The organism is Erythrobacter sp. NE805 (assembly GCF_046452355.1).
GTDB lineage: Bacteria > Pseudomonadota > Alphaproteobacteria > Sphingomonadales > Sphingomonadaceae > Erythrobacter.
Genome location: NZ_JBKFDI010000001.1, coordinates 684,847 through 709,746, shown reverse-complemented (window position 1 = coordinate 709,746; position 24,900 = coordinate 684,847). Strand labels below are relative to the sequence as shown.

The following is a 24,900-nucleotide window of genomic DNA, read 5'->3' as shown; positions in this document are numbered from 1 at the left end:
CGGGGAGCGTGGGTGAAGCCTCAATCCAGAAAGCAGATCATCGCGCAGCGCTGCTGCGCGTCGAGCCCGTCGTCGACCTCCACCGCGAGTTCGCCGGAGAGCCTGAGATGCGCGTCGAGCGCTGTGACTTCCTCGAAACCGAGCCGCGCGAAGAACCGCGCGCGGCTCTCGCGGTCGGTGGTGCAGGTGAGCGCCTTCATCCCGGTGTTGCGCGCATCGATCTGCGCGGCGCGCACCAGCCCGCTGCCGATCCCGCGCCCGCGGTAAGGCGCTGCGACCGCAAGGTGCCACAGGTGCAATTCGCGGCTGAAGGGCTGGGCGAGCAGCGCGCCTGCCAGCGCCTCGCCGACATGGGTGACGAGGCTGTGCCCCCGGCGGATCAGGCGCGCCGGGTCGGCGGCTTCGGGCAGCAGTGCGCGAAGCCCCTCGACGTCCTCGGCCCGTGCCAGCCGAAGCGACCAGTCTCGCGCACCTGTCGGTGTCACTCCTCGGTCCGGATCAGCACCGTCTCGCCGAGCAGCAGGAACAGCACGAAGGGCGCCCAGGCGGCGAGCAACGGGGGGTAGCCGCCGAAGCTCCCCATCGCGAGCGCGGCATTGTCGACGACGAAATAGGCGAACCCCAGCGCCATGCCGATGATCGCGCGCACGAACAGCTGGCCCGAGCGGGCGAGCCCGAAGGCGGCGACCGAGCCGAGCAGCGGCATCAGCAGCGCCGAGAGCGGCCCCGAGAGGCGGTGCCACCAGTTCGCGCGCATCTCGTCGGTGTTGCGCCCGGCGATCTCGTAGGCGTCGATCGACTGCTTGAGTTCCCAGAAGCTCTGCCCGTCGGCGTCGACCGATTGGAGGCCGATGCGTTCGGGGGTGAGGTCCCGGCCGACCACCAGCGCCGGCGAGCGCTCGGTGACCGCGCCCGCGACGTCGAAGCGCACCGCGTTCTCGAGCTGCCAGCCGGGCGCGGCGTAGGTCGCGCGCGGGCTGCGGATCTGCTCGCGGATGATCCCGCCGGGCGCGCGGGCGTACCAGGTGACGCCGGTCAGCACGATGTCCCTGCCGGTGCCCGACATGGTCGCCGCGGCGAGGATGTTGTCGCCGTCGATGAGGTAGAGGTTGGAGCGCACCCCGCCCGCGGTCTCGGCCCTTGGGATCGGGCCGTAGTCCGCCGCCTCCCAGGCATCGAGCGTCGCATTGGCGCGGGTGACGATCCGCTCGTTGAAGCCGAAGCTCACCGCGGCGACGAGCGCGGAGGTGAGCAGCAGCGGGGCGAGCACCTGGTGGGCCGAGAGCCCGGCGGCCTTCATCGCCACCACCTCGCTGTTCTGGTTGAGGGTCACGAGCGTGATGAGCGTCGCGAGCAGCACCGAATAGGGCAGGAAGCGGCTCGCCAGCTGCGGCGCGCGCAGGCTCGCATATTTGAGGATCTCGGCCTGGCCGTTCCCCTTCACCGCGAGGATGTCCCCCGTCGCCGAGAGCAGGTCCAATGCGAGCAGCACCAGCACCAGCATCACCAGCACCGCGAGGATGCGCACGATGAACAGCTTCGCGAGATAGAAGGTCAGCGTGCGCGAGGGAAAGAAGTCGAGCTGCATGGGCTATTCCGCAGGGGCGGGTTCGGCGGCGCGCGGCGCGGCCCCGCGCGGCTGGCGGCGCGCGAAGAGCTTGCCGAGGCGCTTGGCGAGCTTGGCGAAGGCGGTCTCGAGCGCCCCGATCGCCTGCCCGCCGGGGACATAGGCGACGCGGTAATACATCCACAGGATCAGCGCGGCGAACAGCGCGAAGGGCACCCACAGCGCCAGCACCGGATCGAGCCGGCCCAGCGCGGCGACGTCCTCGCCGTACTGGTTGACCTTGTGATAGGCGACCACCATCACGATCGAGACGAACACGCCCAATGCGCTCGTCGAACGCTTGGGCGGGATCGCCAGCGCCACCGCGAGCAGCGGCATCAGCAGCATCATCACCACTTCGACGAGGCGGAAATTGAAGCTCGCGACGCTCGCATCGCGCGCCTCGGCGGGGCTCGCCTTGCTCCAGCCGATCCGGAGCAGCTCGGGCAGGATGTATTCGCGGGTCTCGTCGCCGCGGGCGCGGAACTTCTCGATCGCGGGGAGGTCGATGGGGAGGTCGTGGCGGCTGAAGGAGAGCACCCGCGGGGTCTGGCCCTTCATGCCGGTATCCTGGATGATCGTGCCCTCGGTGAGGCGCAGGATGATCGTGTCCGGGTTGTCCTTGGTGGCGAGAAACGATCCCTCGCGCGCGGAGATGCTGAGCACCTGGCCCTTCTTGTTGGCGACCCGCGCGAAGATGCCGACCAGTTTCCGACCCTCGTCCTCGCTCGCCTCGATGCGCAGCGCCATGCGGCCGCCGATGGTGTTGAACTCGCCGACCTTGATCGAGGCCCCGAGTGCGCCGGAGCGCAGCTCGTACTCCATCTGCTCGTAGTAGTAGCGGCTGACCGGCTGAATGTAGAACACCAGCGCGACGTTGATCGCGACCAGCACCAGCGTGATCGCGTAGGGCATGCGCAGCAGGCGGTTGTAGGAGAGGCCCACCGCGCGCATCGTGTCGAGCTCGGAGGAGGTGGCGAGCTTCCGGAAGGCGAGCAGCACGCCGAGCAGCAGCCCGAGCGGGATCGCGAGGCTCGCATATTCGGGGATCAGCGCGCCGAGCATCTTGAACACCACCGCCACCGGCCCGCCCTCGACCGCGACGAAATCGAACAGACGCAGCATCTTGTCGAGCATCAGCAGCGAGGCGGCGAGTGCGAAGACCCCGAGCATCGGCACGAGCGTGAGCCGCAGGACGTAGCGATCGATGGCGGGGAGGAGGTTGAACAAGAGGTGTCGGTCCGTCGGTTCGCGATGGCGCCCAAGCCCTAGCGCTTTGGCGGGCCCGCGTCATGTCCCCAATTGCTGTGCCGGTGCGTGCCTTAGCCCCGGATTTACCAGAAGCGGCTGCCGGGGATCCCCTTGAAGGGACCGGCCTCGCGCGAGGTGATCCACCCGCCGTAGAAGCCGCCGGGCTGGGGGATGACCTGCTCGCCGTCGACGGTGACTTCGTCGAAGGGCGCGGCGTAGAAGGCGATATGGCCCGCGATGCCGGCGAAGGCCGGGGTGGGCGAGGGGTAGGACCAGCCGGCCGCGGCGATGCGCTCGCCGGCTACGCCCACGTCCCAATAGGTCGCCTGCCCCTTCCATTCGCAGATCGAGCGTACGGGGTTGGAGACGAGATGCGCCATCGCGATGTCGGCTTGCGGCAGGTAGTAGGTCGGCGGGTGCGAGGTCTCGAGCGTGCGCCACGCGGCGCGGCTGTCGGCGAGGGTCACGCCCTTGTGGACGATGCGGATGTGCCGGGCGGTCGGTTCTGCGATGGCGGGGCGGGGGTAGTGCCAGACGCTCTCCTGCCCGGGGAGGACAGGATCGGGCTCGGGGTGGTGCGGCTGGCGCATCAGCCCGCCGCGCTCACGCCTTTTCGAGCGTGCACTGGAGCGGGTGCTGGTTCGCCCTCGCGAAGTCCATCACCTGGTTCACCTTGGTCTCGGCGACTTCGTAGGTGAAAATCCCGCACACCCCGACGCCGCGCTGGTGGACGTGGAGCATCACCCGGGTCGCCTGTTCGAGGTCCATCGCGAAGAAGCGCTTGAGCACCAGCACCACGAATTCCATCGGGGTGTAGTCGTCGTTGAGCATCAGCACCTTGTACTGGCTCGGCTTCTTGGGCTTGGCGCGGGTCTTGGTGGCAACCCCGACCTGGTTCTGGCCGCCGCCGTCCTTGTCGGAATCCTCGTCCTCGGCGGCGCGCACGGCGAGCGGCTGCCAGCGAGGCAGCACGTCGCGCATCGCGCAGGTCGAGGGCACGGGTGTGGGCATGGCCCTCCATTATGGGATTCGCTCCGCAGGGTGCAAGCGATAGGTGCGAAACATTTGGCCTGTCGGGCCCACCCCCGGCCCCTCCCGCAAGCGGGAGGGGAGCGAGACTTGGCGGCGCTGCCGCCTAGTCGCAGCGGGGTGGGCTTCATGCTGCGAGCAAGAAAAAGGCCCGAGCAAGCAGGGCTTGCTCGGGCCAGCGCCTTGCGGCGCGCTCTCGTGGACCGGGTTGGGAGAGAGAGGAGAGAGGCCCGGTCGGAGAATTCCTCGGATTACGCGGCGGTCTTCACCTTCTCGACCGCGACGCTGACGCGGTTCGAGATCGGGGCGAAGGCGTCGTTGTAGAGCTTCACCCAGGCTTCGGTGCGCTTCGAGCCGTAGGCGACGACCGCGTCGAAGTTGCGACGGGCGATCTCGCCCTGGAGCTGGAACAGCTCGGTCGGCGACTTGACGGCGGCGATCTTCTTGGCGTCTTCGGTGACGGTCTCGACCACGGTCTTGCCGGTCGCGACATTGTCCTTGAGCAGTTCCTGCGCGCCGGCGAGGAAGATCTTGCTGCTCTCGACGACGGCTTCGACGTTCGCCTTGGTGAACTCGGTCGCCTCGGTGGCGAACTCGGTGCCCTTGGCATAGGCGGTCTGGGCGCGGGTCTGGGCTTCGGCGAAGGCCTTCTTGGCGGTCGCGGTGAGATCGGTGTTCTGGACGGTTTCCATGACGGTATCCTTGAGCTTGATGACAGGGTTGGTCTTCGGCGCAGCGGGGGCAGCGGCGGGTTCGCCCGCCTTGGCCAGCACGGGCTTCCTGACCGGGAGCTTGGCGGCGGTCTTGGTGGCCGTCTTCTTGACGGTCTTGGCCGCGACCTTGGTGACCTTCAGCGCCTTCCTGGCGACCGGGGTCTTTGTCTTCGGAGCGGCGATAACCTTGGTGGCGGCGGGGCCCTGGACGGGAGCGGCGGCCGGCGCGGCTTCGACCTTCGCGGCTTCGACCTTCGGCGCGACGGTCTTGGCCGGGGCGACCTTCACCGGCGCGGCCTTGGCGGCGGCTTCGGCATAGGCCTTCTCGGCGGCGGCATCGATCTTGGCGACCGGAGGCTTGGGCGCCTTCACCGCGGGGGCGGGCACCTTGGCGACCGGAGCGGTCTCGGCAGCAGCAGTCTTCTCAACGTCGGACATACGACCTCGCTTCATGTTGCACTGCACAAAATAGTGAGTGCGGATGCGAAGTCAAGTCTTTTTGTGCAGTGCACAATCCTGTTGGATTTGCTTCGGATTCAACAAGTTGATCCTGCGCGCTGGATGTACTTGCTGAACGAAGGCCCCTCAGCGCGTCTTCACATAGCGCCCCGGCGCATCCTCGATCACCCGGTCGCCCTTGCTGCCCGGGACCCGCTTGCCCTTCGCCGGCACCCGCGTGTCGGACTGCTTGTGGAGCCATTCGAGCCAGTGCGGCCACCAGCTTCCCGGATGCTCGGTCGCGCCTTCGACGAATTCCTTCAGCGAAGGCGCGGCGCTGTCGCCGACCCAGTACTGGTACTTGCCCGCCGCCGGGGGATTGACGACCCCGGCGATGTGCCCCGAGCCTGCCAGCAGGAACTCGACCGGCCCGCGGAAGTGCCGGGTGATCCGCCACACGCTCTCGGCCGGCGCGATGTGGTCCTCGCGCCCCGCCTGCACGAAGGTGGGCGTGGCGACGAGGCGCAAGTCGATCGGCGTGCCGTCCGCCGACAGCGCGTCGGGCACCACCAGCTTGTTGTCGCGGTAGAGGTCGCGCAGGTAGGCATTGTGCCACTTGGAGGGCAGGTTGGTGACGTCGCCGTTCCAGTGGAGCAGGTCGAAGGCCGGGTAGTCCTCGCCCAGCAGGTAGTTGTTGACGACATAGTTCCAGATGAGGTCGCGGCCCCTCAGCGCGTTGAAGGTCGCCGCGAGATAGCGCCCGTCGAGATAGCCCTGCGGGGAGAGCTGCCCGATCATCTCGAGCTGGCCCTCGTCGATGAAGTGCTTGAGGTCGCCCGCCCGCTCGAAATCGACCTGCGCGGTGAAGAAGGTCGCGGATCTGACCTTGTCCGCCTCGCCCCGGCGGTGCAGCACCGCGAGCGTCGCGGCGAGCGTCGTCCCTGCCACGCAGTAGCCGATGGTGTGGACGGCCGGAACGTCGAGCCGCGCGCGGACATGATCGATCGCCTCGATCTGGCTGCGGATGTAGTCGTCCCACACCACCTCGGCCATGCTCTCGTCGGCGCTCTTCCAGCTGACCACGAAGACCGTGATCCCCTGATCGACCGCCCACTTGATGAAGCTCTTCTTGGGGGTGAGGTCGAGGATGTAGAAGCGGTTGATCCACGGCGGGAAGATCACCAGCGGCACCTCGAGCACCGCCTCGGTCGAGGGGGAATACTGGATGAGCTGGTAGAGCGGCGTCTCGTGCACCACCTTGCCGGGCGTCGCGGCGAGGTTCTCGCCGAGGCGGAAGGCGTCCGGGTCGGTGTGGGTGAGCTGCCCGCGCTTCAGGTCATTGACGAGGTGCTGCATCCCCTTGACGAGGTTCGCGCCCCGCGTCTCGACGGTGCGCTTCAGCACCACCGGGTTCAAGGCCACGAAATTGTCCGGGCTCATCGCCTCGGCGAGCGCTGTCACCGCGAATTCGAGCTGCTGGCGCTTGACCGGATCGAGCCCGTCCATGCCCTTGACCGCGGTGCGGAAGTAGTCGGCGAGCATCAGGTAGGTCTGGTGGAGCAGCAGGAACGCCGGGTGCTCGCGCCACGCGGGGTCGGCGAAGCGCCGGTCGTGCTTGGGGAGCGCGGCGGCCTCGGGCGCCTCGGCGAGCTTGCCCCCGGTCGCGCCCGCGGCGAAGCTCTGCATCACCCCCGACCACAGCTGCATCTGCCCCTCGGCGAGCTTGCCCGCGGCCGCGAACAGCCCCTTGGGCATCTGGCCGAGCATCGCCTGCGAGACGAGCAGCCATTGCGCCGGGTCGACCGGGCTGGCGGCGAGGCCCTTGGCCGCCTTCTCGGCCGCGGCCTCGGTCTGGTGGGTCGCGAAGTCGAGCCACAGCTGCTGGAGCTGCGCCGCGTTCGCCGCCCACTCGGTCATCTCGCCCGCGTCCGCACCCTGGCCGAGCAGCGCCTCGAGCCCCGCCCCGCCCATCATCCCGCGAAACGCCTCGCCCTGCATTGCGAGAAAGCCCTTCAGCCCCTCGCCCGCTGTCGCCATCAGGTCGCCATCCTGTGCCATCGCCCGCAATCGTCCCTTCGCATCGGCCTTGTGGCGATACTGCCGCCAATCGACCGCCACCGCAACTTGCCGAAAACCCGCTTTCCAGCCAACGCCCTCTTCGCCTAGGGAAGAGTTGCAGCGGCTGCATCACTGCCGCGCGTGACGAGGTAATGACGGCCATGAACGACCAGTTCTATCGCATGAAGCGGATGCCCCCCTACGTGATCGCGGAGGTGAACGCCATGCGTCATGCAGCCCGTCTCGCCGGCCAGGACATCATCGACCTCGGCATGGGTAACCCCGATCAGCCCCCGCCGCAGCACGTCATCGACAAGCTGTGCGAGGTTGCCGCCAAGCCCGATGCGCACGGCTATTCGCAGTCCAAGGGCATCCCCGGCCTGCGCCGTGCCCAGGCGGGCTACTATGCGCGCCGCTTCGGGGTGGAGCTCGATCCCGAGACGGAGGTGGTGGTGACGATGGGCTCGAAGGAGGGCCTCTCGAGCCTCGCCACCGCGATCATCGCGCCGGGCGACGTGGTGCTCGCGCCCAATCCCTCCTACCCGATCCACACCTTCGGCTTCATCATTGCCGGGGCGACGATCCGCTCGGTGCCGACGACGCCCGACGAGCACTACTGGGAATCGCTCGAGCGGGCGATGAACTACACCGTTCCGCGCCCCTCGGTGCTGGTCGTGAGCTACCCCTCGAACCCCACCGCCGAGACGGTCGAGCTGCCGTTCTACGAGCGGCTGGTCGCCTGGGCGAAGGAGAACCAGGTCTGGGTCGTCAGCGACCTTGCCTATTCCGAGCTCTATTTCGACGGCAAGCCGACCCGCTCGATCATGGAGGTGCCGGGCGCGAAGGACGTCGCGATCGAGTTCACCTCGATGTCCAAGACCTATTCGATGGCGGGCTGGCGGATGGGCTTCGCGGTCGGCAACCGCCAGCTCATCGCGGCACTGACGCGGGTCAAGTCCTACCTCGATTACGGGGCCTTCACCCCGATCCAGGCGGCGGCCTGCGCGGCATTGAACGGCCCGCAGGACATCATCGAGAGCAACCGCGAGCTCTACCACAAGCGCCGCGACGTGATGGTGGAGGCCTTCGGGCGCGCCGGCTGGGAGATCCCGCCGCCGCCCGCCTCGATGTTCGCCTGGGCCCCGCTCCCCCCGGCGCTGAAGTCGATGGGGAGCCTCGAATTCTCCAAGCAGCTCCTCACCCAGGCGCAGGTCGCGGTCGCGCCGGGCGTCGGCTACGGCGAGAACGGCGAGGGCTATGTGCGGATCGCGATGGTCGAGAACGAGCAGCGGCTCCGCCAGGCTGCGCGCAACATCAAGCGGTATCTGCAATCGGTGGGAGTCAACAGCTCGGCGGCGTGAGGGGGCGGTCGCCCGGAAATTTGCGCGAGATCAAATTGGATCGATTTAGTCCGAATTTGATTAACGAGTCGTCCAGAATCGAATACGAGAGTGTTACAAATCGGGTGAATCGCACAGGGAGGGGTACATGGCGTCCGGAGCCGCTCGTCGGCTGACCGACAGGCAACGTGCCGTGATGGAGCGCATCGACCGGCGCGTGCCGATCAAGGTGATCGCCACGGAACTCGGCGTATCCGAGACCCGGATCAACCAGCATATCCGCGCCCTGAAGGACTTCTACGCGGCCGCGAGCCTCGGCGAGCTGGTCGAGAACTACCGTGCCACCCGGCCCCGCCGCGAGGCCGCCGACGCCGCGCCCGACGGCTCCGCCGGAGCGGCCGGCGAACCCGGCCCGTCGCAGGTCTTCAGCGAATCTGCATACATATTTTCTCAGGTTAACCCGGCGACTGATCTGGCCGATTTCCAGCGGCGGGACGATCCGGGCCACCTGGTCCTCAGCGACGCGATGCCGCTCATAGAACAGGCACCGTGGCTGAAGCCGGGCGAGCCGAAGGTCGTCCCCGGAGTGCTCGATGGTGAGCATGCCGTCCTGTTTCGGCTTGGGGCAATCATCGGGATTGCATCGGGTGTGCTCGCTGCCGTGATCCTCGCGGTGACGGCGGCGGTGACCCTCAGTGCGGCGACGGAAGGCAAGGCCACCTACTCCGGGGAACCAGGGGTCGTCGCCGGGTGAGCACCGGCGGCGCTGGAGAACATCGATGGAAAACCGCATTCTTGCCGATGCCCACAATCTGAAGAAGCTGATCCGCGAGGCAGAGGCGCTCGCGGACGAGGCGATCATCGCGATGGCGCGCCTCAAGCAGGCGATGCTCGCCGCGCGGCAGAACCCGGTGGTCGAAGTCCACACCGGCCAGCGCGCGCTGCTGCGCCTCACCGAGGCCGAAAGCCAGGCGCTCGCGATGTCGACCAACCTGCTGCGCGTCCACGACGAACTCAGCAAGGTCGCCGAGGTCCACGCCGGCGGCGACAGCGGCGTGCCGACCGTCATCACGCCCTCGGCGCTCGATGCCATGCCGGCGCCGAAGGACCGGGTCCAGGCCTGATCGATGGGTGATTGGGTCGAATGGTTCAACGCCTACCGGGTCTCCGCCCAGCATCTTGCCAGCGTCCTGCTCGCAGCGGCGATCTGGCGCTGGGGCGGAGCCCCGGAGCGGTGGCTGATGGGCGCGTTCCTCGCGACCATGATCGCCCCGATGTATGTCTTCGACGCGCTCGGCATCTGGGCCGCCGAGGCGAGCCCCTACGCGCCGCTCTACATCGGGCTCGACGTCCTCGCCGCCGCGCTGTTCACCGCGATCGCGCTCAATGCCAACCGCAATTACCCGCTATGGATCGCGGGATTCCAGCTGGTCGCGGTGGTCGCGCACCTGGTCAAGGCGCTGGTCCACGACGTCTCGCCATTCGCTTACGCGGTGCTCGTGATCGGGCCGTCCTATTGCCAGCTGCTGCTGCTGCTGGGCGGCTTTGCGCGCCATACCGCGCGCCAGCGCCGCTTCGGGCCCTATCGCGAATGGCGGCTGGGCTGGCAGGCGCCGCAATGGTGGCGCGCATGAGGGGGGCGGGCGCGTGGCGCTCCTGACCCCGGCCCGTCCTGCCGCCCCCGCGGCCGCGCGCGCGCCCGAGCAGCGCACCGGCGCGATGATCGCCTATCTCAAGGGCGTCGTGCTCGCCCCGCCCGCGACCCACGAGCGCGGGCACGCGATCTTCGTCGACGGCGCGCGCGGCTGGCTCGGCGACGCGCCTTGCGGCATCGGCTCGGTCGGCACCCTCACGCTCAGCATGCGCGCGCTGCTCGGCGAGGCGCTGCGATTCGATGCGGCGGGCCTCATCCTCGCGCACAGCCACCCCTCGGGCCATTGCCGCCCGAGCGGCTGCGACATCGCCGCCACGCGCCGCCTTGCCGAGGTTGCGCGGGCGCTCGACATCGCGCTGATCGACCACCTGATCTTCACCCCGCACGAGGTCTATTCGATGCGCGCGGGAGGCCTGCTGTGAACGCGCTCCCCGGCCTCGGCCACTACCTCCTCGCCGAGGGGACCACCACGCGCTTCCGCGAGGCGGGCGACCTCACGCTCGACCTGTTCCACCACGACGGCCGGGTCGAGGACCGCTGGCTGGGGCTCCAGCCGCGCGAGTTCGCGATCCTCTGGCGCCTCGCCGAGCGCCCCGGCGCGCTGGTCGCGGACACGGCGCTGACCGCCGACCTGTTGCGGGTGCGCTTCGGTTGCGAGCTTGGCGACATCGCCGACCAGGTCCGAAGGCTCGCCGACAAGCTCGCGGGCTTCGGCCTTGCGGGGCTGATCGCGGCCCGGCCGGAGGGAGGCTACCAGCTCGCCGTGCGCGCGGTGCCGGGGGTGATCCCCGCCGCGCGCCTTTCCTAGCCCCCGCCGCGAACGAAAGCCTGTCTGGACAGGGCGCGGGCGATCCGCCAATCTCGCGCGCATCAGCCTTCGAGGGATCACACGCATGTCCGCCCAAGTCTACGCCGCTCCCACCACGATCGCCAACGACCGCGTCGCCATCGCGCTCGGGGAGGACGGCGTCGCCGAGGTCCGCCTCGTGCGCGGCGACAAGATGAACGCGCTCGATCCCGAGATGTTTCAGCGGATCATCGAGGCGGGCCACACGCTCCACCAGATGAAGGGCCTGCGCGCGGTGGTGCTCTCGGGCGAGGGACGGGCGTTCTGCGCCGGGCTCGACCTGTCGAACTTCTCGAGGAAGCCCCCCGAGGACGAACCCGCCCTCACCGAGCGCACCTACGGCAATGCCAACCGCCCGCAGCAGGTGGCGATGCAGTGGAGGAAGCTCCCGGTGCCGGTGATCGCCGCGGTCCACGGCGTGTGCTTCGGCGGGGGCCTCCAGATCGCGAGCGGCGCGGACATCCGCATCGTCCACCCGGAAACGCGCATGGCGGTCATGGAGATGAAGTGGGGCCTCGTCCCCGACATGGGCGGCTATGCCCTGTGGCGCGGGCTGGTGCGCGACGACGTGCTGCGCGAGCTCGTCTACACCAATCGAGAGTTCACCGGAGCCGAAGCGCAGACGCTGGGCCTTGCGACCTATCTCGACGAGAACCCGCGCGAGCGTGCGCTCGCCATCGCGCGCCAGATTGCGCTCAAGAACCCCCACGCGATCCGCGCCGCCAAGCGCCTCCATGCCGGGATGCACGAGCGCGAGACCGATGCGATCCTGCTCGAGGAAAGCATCGAGCAGCACGCGATCATGCGCACCCGCAACCAGATCGAGGCGGTGATGGCCGAGATGGAGCGCAGGAAGCCGAACTTCGAGGACGTCTGAGCCCCGCCCCCGCTCGCGCGTCAGGCGACCTGCGCGCGGGCGGCGAAGGCCGAGGCGACTTCCAGCGGGCGGATGATGAGCGTCACCCGGTCATGGCCGACCGCGAGGTGCAGCACGTCGCCCGCCCTGACCGCGAGCGGCGCGGGGAAGGCGTGGAGCACCTGGAGCCACCCGCCGTCGGTATAGCCGTCGGGGTGGTTGTCGAAGGTGATCCCCTCGGCAAGATCGACCTGCATCCACTGGACGATCCCCGCCGCGATGCCGTCCGCGGTGACGCGGATGCTGAGCAGCTGGAGGTCGCTCGGATGGGCGCGCGCGGTGAGGTCGACGCGCAGCAGCTCGACATCCTCCGAGAGGCGCTTCCAGTCGGTCATGGTACCGTGGATTGGCAGCTTGGGCGCGGCCAGCGCGCCGAAGCGCGCGACGTCGAAACCCGAGACCTCCTGGACGAAGACGTAGTCGGCGAGGGTCGCGCTCTCGACGAGGCAGCCGATCGCCGCGGCGGCGCGCGGAATGACGATCGCACCGGGCTTGAGGAGGCGCGCATGGGCGTCCTCGAAGGTGTCGAGCACGCGCTCGGTGAGGAGGTCGCTCGAGAGGATTTCCGAGACGAGGATGTCGGCCGGCTCGTCGAGATGCTCGCCGACGCTGAGTTCGCTCGAGGCGAGGGTGTGGACCGCGATCTGCCGGTCGTAGCCGTTGTCGGCGATGATCCGGCGCGCCATCGCGGCGATGATCGGGACCATCTCGCAGGCGGTCACGTGCCTCGCCCCCGCGCGCGCCGCCATCATCGCGAGGAGCCCGCTCCCCGTCCCGATGTCGAGCACCCGCGCATCGGGCCCGGCTTTGGCAAGGGCGGCGCGGATCGCCGCCTCGAAGGCATCGTTGCGGCGCGTGTCGTTGAGCATCGGCACGTGCCAGAAGGGCACCATCTCGGCGCTGAGGCGGCGGATCTGGTGCTCGATGTGGATATTGCCGGGGTTCAGGGCGAGCGCGCGGGCGAACTGCTCGAGCGCCTCGCTCTTGCGCCCGGCATCGGCGAGGGTCACCGCAAGGTTGTTGGCGACGACCGGGTCGGTGGGGTCGGCGGCGCAGCTTGCCCGGAGCGCGGCGATGGCAGGCTCGAAACGGCCCGCGCGGGCGTGGATCAGGCCCCTCTCGTGATGCGCGACGGCATGGTCGGGGGAGAGCGCCAGCACCGCGTCCCACAGCGCGAGCGCCTCGTCGTCGGCGCCGCGCAGGGCGACGAGGCAGGCGAGGATCGGCAGCACCTCGAGCACGCGGTAACCCTGCTCGACAACCATGCGATAGCGGGGCTCGGCGGCGGCGAGGTTGCCGGCCTCCTGCAATTGCAGCGCCTCCTCGAGCATGGTGCGGGCGAAGGCGTGGTCTGGTGCGGGATGGGTCATGCGGCTCCCCTGAGTGCTGTGTCGCGATGGGGAGATTATTTAACCTGCGGCTTAAGAGACCGTCGCGCCCGGCTAGGGGCGATTGCGAGGGGGCTTAATCAGCCGAAGATCGCCCCGGCTGACCTGTTCAGCCGAAAACAGCCACGCATTGAAGGCCATCGAGCACCTGCCGTCCGTCGACGTCCCACATCCTCAGCCGCTCGGAGGAATAGCCCGCGTCGGCGTGCTGGCTGGCGTTCTCGGCAAGATACCAGCCGTCGCGCGAGCGGCTCTCGGGTTCGAGGACGTTGAAGGACCAGTTGATCGAGCTGATCGGGCCCAGCCGCTGCATCGCCCGCATCGCGCCGGGCGGCATGACGTCGCCCATCAGCACGAGCTTGGAGACGGGGTCGAGATCGTGCGCCTCGGTGAGCCGCGCCCAGCGCCGCACGGTCGCACCCTTGTCGGTGCCCTTCGGCTGACCGTGGCGCAGCTCGAAGTTCTTGGCGACAAAGGCGGGAGCGAACTGGTGGGTGACGACCTCGTTGTCCTCGGGCGCGCCGGGCCAGTCCTCGGGGCCGCCGGAGGGGTGATGCGCGTTCGCCTCGCGCCCTTCGCCGAACAGCCAGAAGGCGGTGAGGGCGACGCGGCCCTCGCAGTGGATCTCGCTCCTCACCTGGGTGACGTTGCGGCCCTGCCGGACGATCTCGGCCGTGAGTTCGATGTCCTCGCCCACCGGCGCGACGAAGGCGACTTGCCCGGCGCGCAGCGGGGGCAGGCCCGGGAAGGCGCGCACCGCCGTGGTGTAGGCGACGAGCGCCGAGGCGCCGCCGTAGAGCGTGCGCCCCTGCATCCAGTCGGCGGCATGGGCGAGGCGCGCGGGGCCGGGCTGGCCGGTGACGGGTTCGAGCAGGCTGGCGATGGTCATGCCACGCGCTTTGCCGCGCGCGCGAGGCCCCGTCCAGACTGACGTAGCGGAAGGGATTCCGGTTCGGCGGCCACTTTCGGTGGCGCAGACCTTCCGCTTCTTTGGCCACCCCGCCTCCCCACCCGGCCACCATAGCCTGATGGTATCATTGGTGGCCGGGTGGGGAGGCGGGGTGGGGGGTCTGCCCGCGCGTCAGCGGGATCCCAATCTCGCATTGCCTTTGCCCTGTCGAATCGCTAGTGCCCGCGCTCCGACCGGGACACTGCTCCCGGAAGGCTCGGCCCGATGGCGGAGTGGTGACGCAGCGGACTGCAAATCCGTATACGCCGGTTCGATTCCGGCTCGGGCCTCCACCTTTTGTCAGATTTCAGCGAGCTCTTCTCATTTTTCGAACGAGGGGGCAGCTCGCGAGCGCTAAACGCCGCTCGTCATTCAAAGCTTAGCCACTGGAATACGTGGGGTCCCTCGCCAGGACCGTCTATTGCCACTCCTCGCGACAGACTGTCAGACCAAGGCTGCCGAACCAGTAGCTGCGCTTCAGCGGGAATGCTCCGCCTCAGATCCGCGACAATCCCCTCGACAGCGCTGGCGCCGATCTCACGATCACGGAAGGCGAGCTTCATGAAGTGCACGGTGAGGGCCGGCTGCCGCCAGATGAAGCGCGGTTATGTCCCATGCATTGCGGACGAACGCCGGGTTGACTCTTTGTTAGATATCTAACATTAGTGTCGCATGCATTGGAGTTTCCACCCTGTCCTTCATGCGGCCCACCTCATCGAGGATATGGTGCGCAAGGAATTGGGCTGCACCGGACTTCAACCGCGTCAGGCTCGCATCATCGTGGCGATTGGTGGTTCCGGGCCGATATCGCAGGCTGCCCTTGCCAAGGCATTTGCTGTCTCCCGGCCTTCGATGACGGTCATGATCGAGCGCCTCGTGCGGGAAGGGCTGGTCGATCGGCAGCACGCTGAGGGCAGGAAACGCTCTCTCGTCAGGCTCAGCGATAGCGGTGCGGCGCTTGTGCCCAAGATCGAGCAAGCCTGGTCTCGGGTCGAGGACGCGCTGCGCGAGATACTCGGGCCTGAACTGCAACACGGACTCGGCGGGGCGGCGCTGCGGGCACGCGACGCGTTGGGCGGCCGCGCCCCTCACGAAACTCTGCAAAAAAGGTGAGCAATGATGCAGCTTAAGCGTGCTGTCCTGGTGTTTTCCGCAATCCTCACCTGCGGATCGGCAGCGCCCGCCAATCTCTCGGGCCCTGCGTGGTATCCCATTGTCGGGACCGGGCAGGACGCCTGCTATACGGCGACCGGGACGCGGGTCGACTGCGCGAGCGCTTCAGGCGAAGGTCAGGATGCAGCGCATCGCGGCCATGACCCGGTCTATGTCGCCAATGGCAACGGCACGGTCTCGGATGAGGTCACCGGACTGATGTGGTCGCAAGCCCCAAGTTCCCCGATGACTTTCGCCGAGACACAGGCCTTTGCCCGCAGCAGCCGTCTGGGCGGCTACTCGGATTGGCGTGTGCCGACGATCCGTGAGCTCTACTCGCTGATTGATTACCGTGGCAGCTATAGCGGTGACCCCGCCACTTCGCGCCCCTACCTGGACACGACGGTCTTCAGGTTCCGCTACGGAAACGGCACAGGGCTTGGTGATGCCGCGCGTGGACGCCGTCCGATCGACGTCCAGGAGTGGAGTGCAACCCGCTACGTGGGTCTGACCATGGGGCGTGACGAGACGGTCTTCGGCGTTAACTTCGCCGATGGCCGGATCAAGGGCTATCCTGTGATGGACCCTGCCAACCGGATGCAGAGCCCGAACCGACTTGCTGTTCGGCTCGTGCGCGGGCGCGCCTATGGCATCAACGCCTTCATCGTCGGCGAGCAGACGATAAGTGACCGTGCCACTGGGCTGATGTGGCAGCGCCGCGATGATGGAAGGATGCGAAGCTGGGCAGAGGCGCTCGCCTACTGCAACGGTCTCACTTTGGGCGGCGCGAAGGACTGGCGCCTTCCGAACGCCAAGGAGCTGCATTCGATCGTCGATTACACGCGCAGCCCGGCCATCGATCCGCGTTTCGTCCTCTCTGACACGGCAGCCTATCTGTGGTCGTCCACCACTCATCTTGAAGCGCCGCCCGGGCCCGAAGTGGCTGATCGTCCCTTCACACGCCGGGGTGAGCTTGCAGTCTACGCCGCCATCGGTCCTGCCCTCGGCTATATGGAGTTGCCGCCCGGATCCGGGCAGCGCCGCTGGGTCGATGCCCATGGGGCCGGTGCGATGCGCAGCGATCCGAAGGATATTGGCACGGCGACGTTCCCCAACGGCTTCGGGCCGCAACACGATGACGTACGCGGCCGCCACCTCGGTCTGTGCGTGCGAGACGAGGACGCACCGGCGAAACTCTTGTAGGCAAGGTCATGGTGAACTGATCGGATCAGAAGTCGTGCCTGGAGGGGGGCTAGAGAGCACGCATTGAGAATCGTCGCTGCTGCACAAAAGACCCGGATTCTCGGCGCTTTCATCGAGCCTTCGAGTGCTGGCGCATCGGGTCGGGCTCAAGCTTCCTTGGCGCTACGACAAAAGCCTTGAATATCTGGATCATCCGTCGATTGGCAGTTCCCAGCGACAGGCGTGCTCGAAAAATTATGTTGAAATGAGGGGAAACTGATGCAATCGGCTCCGCCCCAGGTTCGAAGAATCTGTTTGATATCAGCGATAGCTTGAGGGGCTTCCGCTGAGATTTGATACCTTCGCATTGCGCGAGCGGACCACCCGATCTAGGTCCGGACGCGAGGATGCCGCTTTAGCTCAGTCGGTAGAGCACATCATTCGTAATGATGGGGTCACGTGTTCGAGTCACGTAAGCGGCACCACTCGCCTGTTTCCTGACATCGCCGGAAGCTGTCACAGCCGCGACCGTGCCGGCTCGTGCCGCGCGGCTGCAACAAGGGGCGTGCGCGGGCGGGCGGCGTGTTCGCTGGCGAACCACGCGTAGGTCTTGCGCAGGCCGGCGAGCAGCGGCGTCGTCGGTTCCCAGCCGAGGAAGGCGCGGGCGCGGCCGATGTCGGGGCGGCGGCGGGTCGGGTCGTCGGTGGGCAGGGCGCGGTGGACTACCTCGACCGGCTGGCCCGTCACGGTGCCGAGCGCCTCGACCAGCTCGGCGATGGTCAGCTCGTGCTGGTTGCCGATGTTGACCGGCGTCTCCTCCGGCAGGTCCGCCTCCATCAGCCGGATCAGCGCGTCGACCGTGTCCTCGACATAGCAGAAGCTGCGCGTCTGGCTGCCGTCGCCGTAGATCGTCAGCGGCTCGCCCGCGAGGACCTGGCCGATGAAATTCGACACCACCCGCCCGTCGTCGATGCGCATCTGGGGCCCGTAGGTGTTGAAGATCCGCGCGACGCGCACGTCCGCGCGGCCCATCCGCGCGAAGTCGAAGGCGAGCGTCTCGGCGGCGCGCTTGCCCTCGTCGTAGCAGGCGCGCGGGCCGGTGCAGCTGACATTCCCGCGGTAATTCTCGGGCTGCGGATGGACGTCGGGATCGCCGTAGACCTCGCTCGTCGAGGTCAGGAGGAAACGCGCCCCCGATTGCTCGGCGAGGCGCAGCAGCCGGTCGGTGCCGACCACGTTGGTCATCATCGTGTGCTCGGGATCGGCCTGGTAGAGGCCCGGCGAAGCGGCGCAGGCGAGGTTGTAGATGCGCCGGATCGCGGCGGTCTTGCCGGTCACCTCGGGCGGGAGCGGCAGGGTGATGTCGCCGCGCACGAAGTGGAAGCCAGCATGGCTCTCGAGGAGGTCGAGGTTCGAGGCGCGCGCGGTCTGGAGGTTGTCGAGGCACAGCACGCGCTCGCCGCGCTCGAGCAGGGTGCGGCACAGGTGCGACCCGATGAACCCCGCACCGCCGGCGACGAGCGTCCAGCCGATTTTCCTGCCCCTCGGTTCGCCCCTCGTTTCGCTTGTCATGCCATCTCTCTCCTGCTGGGGGTTCTGTTCTGGTGGGTATGGATCGCCGCGAGGAGGTCGGCCTCGAACTGCGCGGCACGTTGCTGGGCGGTGTGGCCGGCGAGGACCGCGGCGCGCGCCGCCGCGCCGATCGCGCGGGCGGGGCGGTCGAGCGCGGCGATCACGTCCTCGGCACCGTCCGCAAGGATGATCGCCTCGCCGGGCGCGAAAAGCTCGTCGAGGCCGCGCCAGCGGTCGGAGATGATCGGCGTCCCGCAGGCCCCCGCCTCGAACAGCCGCACCGAGGGCGACCACCCGGCGGCGATCATGTCGGCGCGGGTGACGTTGAGCGTGAAGCGCGAGGCGCAGTAGAAGGCGGCGTGCTCGGCGGGCGGGAGGTGCTCGATGCGGGTGACGTTCGCCGGCCAGGCGATGTCCTCGGGGTATTGCGGCCCGGCGACCGCGAACCGCAGGTCGGGGCGCCGGCGCGCGGGTTCGATCAGCAGCCGCTCGAGCGTCGGCTGGCGGTCGGGGCTGTAGGTGCCGAGATAGGAGAGGTCCCAGCGCGTCGGCACGTCCAGCGGCCGGTAGCGCGCAGTGTCGACCGAGCAGTAGAGCGCGCGGGCGGACCTCGCGCCGTAGTCGCGCTCCAGCCGCGCCAGGGTCTCGCCGCCGGTGAAGGAGAAGTAGATGTCGTAGCCGCCGAGCACCTCGCGCGAGAGATACTCGCACGCGCCCCGGTCGAGCGCCGCGAGGGTCACCGGCGTGTCGATGTCGTAGAAGCAGGTGATCCCGCGCGAGCATCCCTGCACGAAGGCGCCGACCGCAGTGCCTTCGGGCACGTAGGAGCCGACCATCACCGCGTCGGCTGCGGCGATGAGTTCGCGGAAGGCCTCGAGCCCTGCGAGGTCGTCGTAGTAGGCAAGCTCGCAGAATTCGGGATCGGGCAGGTCGCGGTGCTCAGCATACCAGGGCACGTCGCGTTCGAGGAACAGCACCTCGTGGCCGCGCGCGGCGAAGGCCGAGAGCAGCGCGCGGAAGGTGGTCGCGTGGCCGTTCCCCCAGGAGGAGGAGAGCGACAGGCCGAGGACGACGAGCTTCATGCCGCCACCTCGCGCACCCCCGCGGCAAGGCGGCGCAGCTCGCGGTCGACGATCGCGCCCCGCAGGTCATAGGTGTGCTCGCGCTGCACCCGTTCCAGCGCGGCGCGGCCGATGGCGCCGGCGCGATCGGGGGTGAGGCTCGCGAGGTGCTCGGCGACGTCCTGCCCGTCACGGGCGAGCAGCACTTCCTCGTCAGGGGCGAGGAACAGCTCGATTCCCTCCCAGGCGTCGGTGATGAGGCACGCAGCCGCGCCCGCCGCCTCGAAGACGCGGGTGGCGGGCGAGAAGCCGACCTCGGCCATCGAATCCCGCGCGACGTTGAGCACCGCGAGCGGCGAGCCGTTGAAGGCGTTGTGCGCGCCCGTCCCGACATGGCCGATCGCGGTCACGTTGCCGGGCATCGGCTTGTCCGCCCACCCGTTGCCGCCGATCAGGAAGCGCCTTTCGGGGAGGGACGCAGCGGGCTTGAGGAAGAATTCCTCGACGCGCGCCTCGCGGTCGGGGAGGCGGTTGGCGAGGAAGGCGAGGTCGCTGGCAAAGCGCGGATCGGGGGCGACAGGGTGGTGGGTCGCGGGATCGAGTGCGTTGTAGATGGGCACGCAATCGCGCGCGCCGAAGCCGCGATAGGCTTCGACCACCGGCGGCCCTCCGCCATAGGTGAAGACCATGTCGAGGTGGGGGAGCGCGCGGCGGACGGGGTGGGCCTCGTCGCCCCGCATCTCGTCGAGGGTCGCGGCGGCGTCGACGTCCCAGAAGATTTTCAGCGCGTGCGGCGCGGCTCTCGCGATCACCCCTTCGAGCAGCTCGCGGTCATAGACGCCGACACCGTTCGCCTTGACCACCACATCGGCCTCGCCCGCCTCGGCGAGCACCCCGGCGAGGCCCTCGGGCGTGGCCGGATAGACGACGACGCGGGCCCATTCCGGCGGCTCGATGTCGCGGTGCTGCTGGCGGTCGAAGGCGTCGGGCTCGTAGAAAGTGATGCAGTGCCCCCGCTCGGCGAGCGCCTTGAGGATGCCGCGGTAATAGGTCGCCGCCCCGTTCCAGTAGGAGGACAAGAGGCTCGATCCGTAGAAGGCGATGTTCATGCGGGCTCCTCGGTGGCGGCGGGTGCGGGTGCGGGCGCCCCGACCAGCGCGAGCAACTCGGCCGCGCGGTGGTCGCAGGTGTGGCGGCGGCGGATCATGGCGAGGCCGTTCGCGACCAGCTCGGCGCGCATCTGCGGGTCGGCGGCGAGGTCGGCGAGGCAGGCGGTCATCTCCGCGCCGTCGTGGGCGACGAGGTAGTCGGTGCCCGGGCGGAACAGCCCCTCGGCATCGTCCCAATAGGCCGAGACCAGCGGGATGCCGCAGGCGAGCGCCTCGAAGACCCGGATCGTCGGGATGCCGGGCAGCGCCTCGACATAGAAGCGGCGCGGCACGTGGACGGTCGCGAGGTGGCGGGCGAAGATGCCCGGGGCGAGCGCATTGGGCGCCCAGCCGCGAAAGCGCGCGCCGTAGCGCTTGAGGGCGGCGAGCGCGGGCTTGGGGTAGCGCACCCCGTAGATGTCGAGCGGCAGGCCGGTGGCGCGCGCCGGGCGCAGGAGGAACTCCTCGATCTCCTCCGAGCGCTCCCCGTCGCCCCAGTTGCCGATCCAGACCAGGCCCTCGCGCTCGTCCTCGTGCTCGGGCGGGTGGAAGCGGGTGATGTCGGCGGCCTCGTGCCAGACGTGGACGCGGTTGCCCCAGCCCCAGCCGCGATAGACCTCGGCGAGCGTCTCCCCGAAGGCGAGCACGCCGTCGTAGCCGGACAGGTCGTAGGCGCGCATCGCTGCGGGCTCGCTGACGGCGCGGTGGTGGGTGTCATGGAACAGCAGCGTGAAGCGCGCGCCGCGCTTCCTGAGGGTGCCGAGCCGGGCGACCAGTTCGGGCGCGTTCCACTCGTGGACGATGACAAGGTCCGCGCCCTCGACCAGCGCCTCGGGGTCGGCGTCGGCGGGGTAGATGGTGGAGATGAGGCGCGGGTAGGCCTGCTCGAAGGCGGCAAGGCCCGCGAGGCCGTGGTCGGCGACGAGGTTCTCGCGGCTCCACGCCCCCTCGGGCTCGTAGGCGCGGGCCTCGTGGCCGCGCGCGATCAGCGCATCGAGCACCCCGCGCAGGAAGTGCGCATTGCCGTGGTTCCAGCACGAGGTCAGCGAGTGGGTGAAATAGGCGATCCTCATGCGGCGACCTCCTTGCGGGTGACGAGGCTGCGGTAGATCGCGGCCATGCCCTCAGCGGTGGCGGCGGGGGTGAAGCGGGCCGAGCGCGCGCGGGCGGCCGCGCCGAGCGCCTCGCGCCGGTCGGGGTCGGCGTGGACCTCGGCGATGGCGGCGGCGAGGGCGGCGGGGTCGGCGGGGTCGACGAAGACCGCAGCCCCGTCCCACAGCTCGCGGAACGTCGCGATGTCGGAGAGGATCAGCGCACAGCCCGCCGCGGCCGCCTCGAGCACGGCGAGGCCGAAGGGCTCGAAGGTCGCGGGCGAGACGACAATCGGTTGCAGCGCGAGGAGGTCGGCGAGGTCGGGGCCGGGGAGCTCTCCGAGCGCGACGGCGTGGGCGAAGCGCGCCTCCTCGCCGTTGGGGCCGCGGGTCGGTCCGGCGGCGAGGACGGTGATGTCGGTGAGGCTTGCCGCGGCATCGAGCACTGCGGCGTTCTTGACCGGGTCCCACATCCGCCCGGCGCAGAGCGCGGCGTTGAGGCGCTGGGCGCCGAGGTCGGGCGCGGCGGGCGGGCGGCCGTTGTGGACGACCAGCGGCAGGCGCGGCAGGCGGTAGGTCGCCTGGAGCGTCGCGGCGAAGCTGACGCTCGGCGCGACCACCGCATCGGCGGCGAGAAGGCCGCGGCGCATCATCTCGGCGTGCCAGCGCAGCGCGGGATCGAGCGGAGCGCCGGGCTTCGCCGCCTCCCACCAGGTCGCGATGCAGCCGTGCGCGACCGCGACCACCGGCACCGGGAAGCGCGCCGCGCCCGCGAGTGCGGGGGAGTTGCAGTGCACGAGCTCGGCCCCGCAGGCCCGCGCGATCTCGGCGAGCACCTGCGCGCTGGCGGCGGCGGCGGGGGCGTCGGCGCACAGCCAGTCGAGCGGCAGGCCGGTCTCGACCAGCGTGATCTCCGCGGCATCGTGAAGGCAGCCGCGCTGCGCCGCGCCCGGGGCGGGGCCGAGCACCGCGAGGGTGACCCGCGTGCCCGCGCGCGCGAGTTCGGCGGCGAGGTCGCAGGCATAGTGCCACACCCCGCCGACCGCGTCGGTGGTCATCAGCACGTGGCCGGGGGTGGGGGTGCTCATCCGACGCGCTCGGGGGCGAGGGCGGGCGTGGGCGCGCTCGCGGCGGGGGCCGGGCGGCTGCCCGCGAGCCAGGCGGCAAGGTCGCGCACCCCCTCGCGCCATGCCTTGCGTGGGGGGAGCCCGAGTGCGGCGTCGGCGGCGCGGGTGTCGGCGACGAACCACCGCTGGTCGCCCGCGCGCCAGTCCGAGAACGCGACCCGCGGCGCGGCGCCGGTGATCCGCCCGATCTCGTCGATGAGGGTGAGGAGGCTCACCGCATTGGCCGGCCCCCCGCCCCAGTTGAAGGCGCGGCCCGCGACGGCCTCGATCCGCTCCAGCGCGGCGAGATAGGCCGCGCAGGTGTCCGCCACGTCGCAGATGTCGCGCACCTGCCGCCCGTCGCCGTAGAGCGTGATCGTCTCGCCCGCGAGCGCGCGGATCAGGAAATGCGCGACCCAGCCCTGGTCCTCGGTGCCCATCTGGCGCTCGCCGTAGATGCAGCTCATCCGCAGCACCGCGGCGCGCAGGCCGAAGCTGCGGGCATATTCGAGCACATACTGGTCCGCCGCGCCCTTCGAGCAACCGTAGGGGGTGTGAAAGTCGAGTGCCCGGTTCTCTGCGACCCCGTGCGCTGCAAGGGCGCGGTCGGAGGGGACGTAGCCCGCACCGTCGTCGCGGAAGGCGAGGTCGGCGAGGTCGCCGTAGACCTTGTTGGTCGAGGCGAAGATCAGCGGCGCCCCCGGCCGGTCGCGGCGCAGCGCCTCGAGGAGCGCGAAGGTGCCCGCGAGGTTGACCGCGAAGTCGAGCCGCGGGTCGGCGAGGCTCGTCGTCACCGCGACCTGCGCTGCGAAGTGGAAGGCGGCATCCACCCCCGCGACCGCGCGCGTCACCGCCTGGGGGTCGGTGAGGTCGGCGATCAGCGGCTCGACCCGGTCGCCGTGGGCCGCGACCAGCCATTCGAGATTGCGCTCGACTCCGGGGCGCTCGAGCGAATCCAGCACCCGCACCCGGCAGCCGCGCTCGAGCAGCCGCATCGCGAGGTTCGAGCCGATGAAGCCCGCGCCCCCGGTGACGAGGATCGTGTCGCCCTCGCGCGGGATCATGCGACCAGCCCCCGCGCTTCCAGTTCCTCGCGGGCGCGCGCGGCGCGATCCTCGGCGGTCTGGCCGGCGAGCCACTCGGCGAGGTTGGCGAGGCCCTCGGAAAAGTCCTGCCGCGCCGTGAAGCCGAAGGTCTCGCGCGCCTCGGTGACGTCGCAGTAGCAGTGGCGGATGTCCCCGGTGCGCGCCTTGCCGACGATCTCGGCCTCGATGGCGTTCTTCCCCATCGCGCGGGCGAGCGCCTCGGCAACTTCCTTCACCGAGCGGTCATCGCCCGAGCCGATGTTGAAGGTGCCCCCCGGTGCGGCCGGGTGCTCCAGCGCCTCGGCGAAGGCGCGCGCGACGTCGCTCACGTGGACGAAGTCGCGGCGCTGCTCGCCGTCCTCGAAGATCATCGGCGCCTGCCCGTTCATCAGCCGCGCGGCGAAGATCGCGAGCACCCCGGTATAGGGATTGGAGAGCGCCTGGCCGGGCCCGTAGACGTTGAACAGGCGGAGGCACGTGCTCTCGATCCCGTAGGGCGCCGCCATGATGTGGGTCATGCGCTCCTGCACGTACTTGTTGAGCGCATAGACCGAGGCGAGGTTGGGGCGCTTCCACTCGGGCGTGGCGACGGGGGTGAGCGGGCGGCCTTGCCCATCGACCGGGTCCCAGCTTCCCTGCCCGTCACGCAGCGCCCCGCGCGCCGCATCCTCGACCAGCGCGCCCTCCGCGTCGCAGTAAAGGCCTTCGCCATAGATGCTCATCGAGGAGGCGGTGACGATGCGCCTTACCGGATGGTCGATCAGCCGCTCCATCAGCACCGCGGTGCCGGTGTCGTTGGTCGAGGTGTAGCGCTCGACCTCGTACATCGACTGGCCGACCCCGACCTCGGCCGCGAGGTGGACGACATGGTCCATGCCCTTCAGCGCCATCGCGACCGCGTCCCCGTCGCGCACGTCGCCGCGGATAAGCTCGACATCGCCCTCGAGATCGGCGGGAGGCTCGCCGTCGGGATGAACCTGCTCGATCAGCGCGTCGAGCACGCGGACCGCATAGCCGCGCTCCAGCAGTTCGCGAGAAAGATGACGCCCGATGAACCCGGCACCGCCGGTGATGAGGACCTTACCAGACAAATTGCGCCTCCTGAACGGGCGGGTTCTTGTTCTTGTAAGTTCCTAGTCCGAATGCCCCGAAGAGCATCATAGTAGGTGATGTTAATTTAAGTTCAGAACCAGTCGTTTGACTGCGGAATCGCGATGAACGGCCAAGATCATCGGCTGAACCGATCGGCCATAAACCAAGGCAGGAACATGGCTGCTTGAGGGCATCTTTCCCCTCGGCTTCTACTTACCTCCT

25 protein-coding genes and 2 tRNA genes are annotated in these 24,900 nt (G+C 69.2%); 11 read left to right on the top strand and 16 right to left on the bottom strand.

What is annotated here, in order from left to right:
* Window positions 1-20 precede the first annotated feature (20 nt).
* From ACLBKU_RS03230 to ACLBKU_RS03200, 7 genes are all read right to left on the bottom strand, one after another.
* Window positions 21-485 carry a GNAT family N-acetyltransferase gene (locus tag ACLBKU_RS03230; protein WP_410178094.1) on the bottom strand — a complete coding sequence of 155 codons (465 nt, stop codon included), beginning with the start codon at window positions 483-485 and terminating at the stop codon, window positions 21-23.
* Window positions 482-1,588 (bottom strand): LPS export ABC transporter permease LptG, encoded by a 1,107-nt coding sequence (lptG, locus tag ACLBKU_RS03225; protein ID WP_410178093.1) that lies wholly within the window; start codon window positions 1,586-1,588, stop codon window positions 482-484. The genes ACLBKU_RS03230 and lptG overlap by 4 nt, the downstream gene beginning before the upstream one ends.
* A gap of 3 nt (window positions 1,589-1,591) precedes the next feature.
* Window positions 1,592-2,836 (bottom strand): LptF/LptG family permease, encoded by a 1,245-nt coding sequence (locus ACLBKU_RS03220; RefSeq protein WP_410178092.1) that lies wholly within the window; start codon window positions 2,834-2,836, stop codon window positions 1,592-1,594.
* A gap of 104 nt (window positions 2,837-2,940) precedes the next feature.
* Window positions 2,941-3,447 carry a DUF427 domain-containing protein gene (locus tag ACLBKU_RS03215; RefSeq protein WP_410178091.1) on the bottom strand — a complete coding sequence of 169 codons (507 nt, stop codon included), beginning with the start codon at window positions 3,445-3,447 and terminating at the stop codon, window positions 2,941-2,943.
* Window positions 3,448-3,460: 13 nt separating this feature from the next.
* Window positions 3,461-3,838 (bottom strand): ATP-dependent Clp protease adapter ClpS, encoded by a 378-nt coding sequence (clpS, locus tag ACLBKU_RS03210; RefSeq protein ID WP_410178987.1) that lies wholly within the window; start codon window positions 3,836-3,838, stop codon window positions 3,461-3,463.
* 299 nt (window positions 3,839-4,137) lie between these two features.
* Window positions 4,138-5,037, bottom strand: coding sequence for a phasin family protein (locus tag ACLBKU_RS03205; RefSeq protein ID WP_410178090.1), 900 nt, complete (start codon window positions 5,035-5,037; stop codon window positions 4,138-4,140).
* A 147-nt stretch (window positions 5,038-5,184) separates the two neighbouring features.
* Window positions 5,185-7,095 carry a PHA/PHB synthase family protein gene (locus tag ACLBKU_RS03200; RefSeq protein ID WP_410178089.1) on the bottom strand — a complete coding sequence of 637 codons (1,911 nt, stop codon included), beginning with the start codon at window positions 7,093-7,095 and terminating at the stop codon, window positions 5,185-5,187.
* A gap of 161 nt (window positions 7,096-7,256) precedes the next feature.
* On the opposite strand from ACLBKU_RS03200, the gene ACLBKU_RS03195 reads away from it, so the two are divergent.
* The 7 genes from ACLBKU_RS03195 to ACLBKU_RS03165 all read left to right on the top strand — a co-directional run bounded on the left by ACLBKU_RS03195 (window position 7,257) and on the right by ACLBKU_RS03165 (window position 11,813).
* A complete protein-coding gene (locus ACLBKU_RS03195) occupies window positions 7,257-8,456 on the top strand; it encodes an LL-diaminopimelate aminotransferase (RefSeq protein ID WP_410178088.1) in 1,200 nt (399 codons plus the stop codon).
* A 127-nt stretch (window positions 8,457-8,583) separates the two neighbouring features.
* The gene (locus tag ACLBKU_RS03190; RefSeq protein ID WP_410178087.1) at window positions 8,584-9,189 is read left to right on the top strand and encodes a hypothetical protein; all 606 of its coding nucleotides are present in this window, start codon (window positions 8,584-8,586) and stop codon (window positions 9,187-9,189) included.
* Between the two features lie 25 nt (window positions 9,190-9,214).
* A complete protein-coding gene (locus tag ACLBKU_RS03185) occupies window positions 9,215-9,559 on the top strand; it encodes a hypothetical protein (RefSeq protein ID WP_410178086.1) in 345 nt (114 codons plus the stop codon).
* Between the two features lie 3 nt (window positions 9,560-9,562).
* Entirely contained in the window at window positions 9,563-10,069 is a 507-nt protein-coding gene (locus ACLBKU_RS03180; protein WP_410178085.1) for a hypothetical protein, read from the top strand.
* Window positions 10,070-10,082: 13 nt separating this feature from the next.
* Window positions 10,083-10,511: a JAB domain-containing protein gene (locus ACLBKU_RS03175; RefSeq protein ID WP_410178084.1), complete on the top strand. Its 429-nt coding sequence runs from the start codon at window positions 10,083-10,085 to the stop codon at window positions 10,509-10,511.
* Window positions 10,508-10,897, top strand: a complete 390-nt coding sequence (locus ACLBKU_RS03170; protein WP_410178083.1) for a hypothetical protein — start codon at window positions 10,508-10,510, stop codon at window positions 10,895-10,897. The genes ACLBKU_RS03175 and ACLBKU_RS03170 overlap by 4 nt, the downstream gene beginning before the upstream one ends.
* Window positions 10,898-10,982: 85 nt before the next feature.
* The gene (locus tag ACLBKU_RS03165) at window positions 10,983-11,813 is read left to right on the top strand and encodes a crotonase/enoyl-CoA hydratase family protein (RefSeq protein ID WP_410178082.1); all 831 of its coding nucleotides are present in this window, start codon (window positions 10,983-10,985) and stop codon (window positions 11,811-11,813) included.
* A 20-nt stretch (window positions 11,814-11,833) separates the two neighbouring features.
* Here the strand turns inward: ACLBKU_RS03165 and ACLBKU_RS03160 are convergent, their stop codons facing one another.
* On the bottom strand, window positions 11,834-13,222 hold the full coding sequence (locus ACLBKU_RS03160; protein ID WP_410178081.1) for a tetratricopeptide repeat protein: 1,389 nt from the start codon (window positions 13,220-13,222) through the stop codon (window positions 11,834-11,836).
* Between the two features lie 127 nt (window positions 13,223-13,349).
* The gene (locus tag ACLBKU_RS03155) at window positions 13,350-14,129 is read right to left on the bottom strand and encodes an acyl-CoA thioesterase (protein WP_410178080.1); all 780 of its coding nucleotides are present in this window, start codon (window positions 14,127-14,129) and stop codon (window positions 13,350-13,352) included.
* Window positions 14,130-14,408: 279 nt separating this feature from the next.
* Between ACLBKU_RS03155 and ACLBKU_RS03150 the strand changes: the two genes are divergently transcribed.
* From ACLBKU_RS03150 to ACLBKU_RS03135, 4 genes are all read left to right on the top strand, one after another.
* Window positions 14,409-14,482: transfer RNA gene (locus ACLBKU_RS03150), tRNA-Cys, on the top strand.
* Window positions 14,483-14,861: 379 nt separating this feature from the next.
* Complete coding sequence (locus tag ACLBKU_RS03145; protein ID WP_410178079.1) at window positions 14,862-15,302, top strand: MarR family winged helix-turn-helix transcriptional regulator; 441 nt, start codon at window positions 14,862-14,864, stop codon at window positions 15,300-15,302.
* A 3-nt stretch (window positions 15,303-15,305) separates the two neighbouring features.
* Window positions 15,306-16,544, top strand: coding sequence for a DUF1566 domain-containing protein (locus ACLBKU_RS03140; RefSeq protein ID WP_410178078.1), 1,239 nt, complete (start codon window positions 15,306-15,308; stop codon window positions 16,542-16,544).
* A 388-nt stretch (window positions 16,545-16,932) separates the two neighbouring features.
* Window positions 16,933-17,008, top strand: a tRNA-Thr gene (locus ACLBKU_RS03135).
* Between the two features lie 31 nt (window positions 17,009-17,039).
* Here ACLBKU_RS03135 and ACLBKU_RS03130 read toward each other — a convergent pair.
* From ACLBKU_RS03130 to ACLBKU_RS03100, 7 genes are read right to left on the bottom strand one after another with little or no spacing between them, the layout of a single operon-like run.
* Window positions 17,040-18,095 (bottom strand): UDP-glucuronic acid decarboxylase family protein, encoded by a 1,056-nt coding sequence (locus ACLBKU_RS03130; RefSeq protein ID WP_410178077.1) that lies wholly within the window; start codon window positions 18,093-18,095, stop codon window positions 17,040-17,042.
* Complete coding sequence (locus ACLBKU_RS03125; protein WP_410178076.1) at window positions 18,092-19,177, bottom strand: glycosyltransferase; 1,086 nt, start codon at window positions 19,175-19,177, stop codon at window positions 18,092-18,094. Before ACLBKU_RS03125 ends, ACLBKU_RS03130 begins: the two co-directional genes overlap by 4 nt.
* Window positions 19,174-20,265 carry a glycosyltransferase gene (locus ACLBKU_RS03120; protein ID WP_410178075.1) on the bottom strand — a complete coding sequence of 364 codons (1,092 nt, stop codon included), beginning with the start codon at window positions 20,263-20,265 and terminating at the stop codon, window positions 19,174-19,176. The genes ACLBKU_RS03125 and ACLBKU_RS03120 overlap by 4 nt, the downstream gene beginning before the upstream one ends.
* Window positions 20,262-21,377 (bottom strand): glycosyltransferase, encoded by a 1,116-nt coding sequence (locus tag ACLBKU_RS03115; RefSeq protein ID WP_410178074.1) that lies wholly within the window; start codon window positions 21,375-21,377, stop codon window positions 20,262-20,264. Before ACLBKU_RS03115 ends, ACLBKU_RS03120 begins: the two co-directional genes overlap by 4 nt.
* Window positions 21,374-22,483 carry a glycosyltransferase family 4 protein gene (locus ACLBKU_RS03110; protein ID WP_410178073.1) on the bottom strand — a complete coding sequence of 370 codons (1,110 nt, stop codon included), beginning with the start codon at window positions 22,481-22,483 and terminating at the stop codon, window positions 21,374-21,376. The genes ACLBKU_RS03115 and ACLBKU_RS03110 overlap by 4 nt, the downstream gene beginning before the upstream one ends.
* Window positions 22,480-23,565 (bottom strand): SDR family NAD(P)-dependent oxidoreductase, encoded by a 1,086-nt coding sequence (locus tag ACLBKU_RS03105; RefSeq protein WP_410178072.1) that lies wholly within the window; start codon window positions 23,563-23,565, stop codon window positions 22,480-22,482. Before ACLBKU_RS03105 ends, ACLBKU_RS03110 begins: the two co-directional genes overlap by 4 nt.
* Window positions 23,562-24,677 (bottom strand): NAD-dependent epimerase/dehydratase family protein, encoded by a 1,116-nt coding sequence (locus ACLBKU_RS03100; RefSeq protein ID WP_410178071.1) that lies wholly within the window; start codon window positions 24,675-24,677, stop codon window positions 23,562-23,564. The genes ACLBKU_RS03105 and ACLBKU_RS03100 overlap by 4 nt, the downstream gene beginning before the upstream one ends.
* Between the last annotated feature and the right edge of the window lie 223 nt (window positions 24,678-24,900).

Coding starts and splice junctions, on each gene's coding strand:
- lptG (WP_410178093.1), bottom strand. CDS start 1,588: ATGCAGCTCGACTTCTTTCCCTCGCGCACGCTGACCTTCTATCTCGCG.
- ACLBKU_RS03215 (WP_410178091.1), bottom strand. CDS start 3,447: ATGCGCCAGCCGCACCACCCCGAGCCCGATCCTGTCCTCCCCGGGCAG.
- clpS (WP_410178987.1), bottom strand. CDS start 3,838: ATGCGCGACGTGCTGCCTCGCTGGCAGCCGCTCGCCGTGCGCGCCGCC.
- ACLBKU_RS03205 (WP_410178090.1), bottom strand. CDS start 5,037: ATGTCCGACGTTGAGAAGACTGCTGCTGCCGAGACCGCTCCGGTCGCC.
- ACLBKU_RS03200 (WP_410178089.1), bottom strand. CDS start 7,095: ATGGCACAGGATGGCGACCTGATGGCGACAGCGGGCGAGGGGCTGAAG.
- ACLBKU_RS03195 (WP_410178088.1), top strand. CDS start 7,257: ATGAACGACCAGTTCTATCGCATGAAGCGGATGCCCCCCTACGTGATC.
- ACLBKU_RS03190 (WP_410178087.1), top strand. CDS start 8,584: ATGGCGTCCGGAGCCGCTCGTCGGCTGACCGACAGGCAACGTGCCGTG.
- ACLBKU_RS03185 (WP_410178086.1), top strand. CDS start 9,215: ATGGAAAACCGCATTCTTGCCGATGCCCACAATCTGAAGAAGCTGATC.
- ACLBKU_RS03180 (WP_410178085.1), top strand. CDS start 9,563: ATGGGTGATTGGGTCGAATGGTTCAACGCCTACCGGGTCTCCGCCCAG.
- ACLBKU_RS03165 (WP_410178082.1), top strand. CDS start 10,983: ATGTCCGCCCAAGTCTACGCCGCTCCCACCACGATCGCCAACGACCGC.
- ACLBKU_RS03160 (WP_410178081.1), bottom strand. CDS start 13,222: ATGACCCATCCCGCACCAGACCACGCCTTCGCCCGCACCATGCTCGAG.
- ACLBKU_RS03155 (WP_410178080.1), bottom strand. CDS start 14,129: ATGACCATCGCCAGCCTGCTCGAACCCGTCACCGGCCAGCCCGGCCCC.
- ACLBKU_RS03145 (WP_410178079.1), top strand. CDS start 14,862: ATGCATTGGAGTTTCCACCCTGTCCTTCATGCGGCCCACCTCATCGAG.
- ACLBKU_RS03140 (WP_410178078.1), top strand. CDS start 15,306: ATGATGCAGCTTAAGCGTGCTGTCCTGGTGTTTTCCGCAATCCTCACC.
- ACLBKU_RS03130 (WP_410178077.1), bottom strand. CDS start 18,095: ATGACAAGCGAAACGAGGGGCGAACCGAGGGGCAGGAAAATCGGCTGG.
- ACLBKU_RS03125 (WP_410178076.1), bottom strand. CDS start 19,177: ATGAAGCTCGTCGTCCTCGGCCTGTCGCTCTCCTCCTCCTGGGGGAAC.
- ACLBKU_RS03120 (WP_410178075.1), bottom strand. CDS start 20,265: ATGAACATCGCCTTCTACGGATCGAGCCTCTTGTCCTCCTACTGGAAC.
- ACLBKU_RS03115 (WP_410178074.1), bottom strand. CDS start 21,377: ATGAGGATCGCCTATTTCACCCACTCGCTGACCTCGTGCTGGAACCAC.
- ACLBKU_RS03110 (WP_410178073.1), bottom strand. CDS start 22,483: ATGAGCACCCCCACCCCCGGCCACGTGCTGATGACCACCGACGCGGTC.
- ACLBKU_RS03105 (WP_410178072.1), bottom strand. CDS start 23,565: ATGATCCCGCGCGAGGGCGACACGATCCTCGTCACCGGGGGCGCGGGC.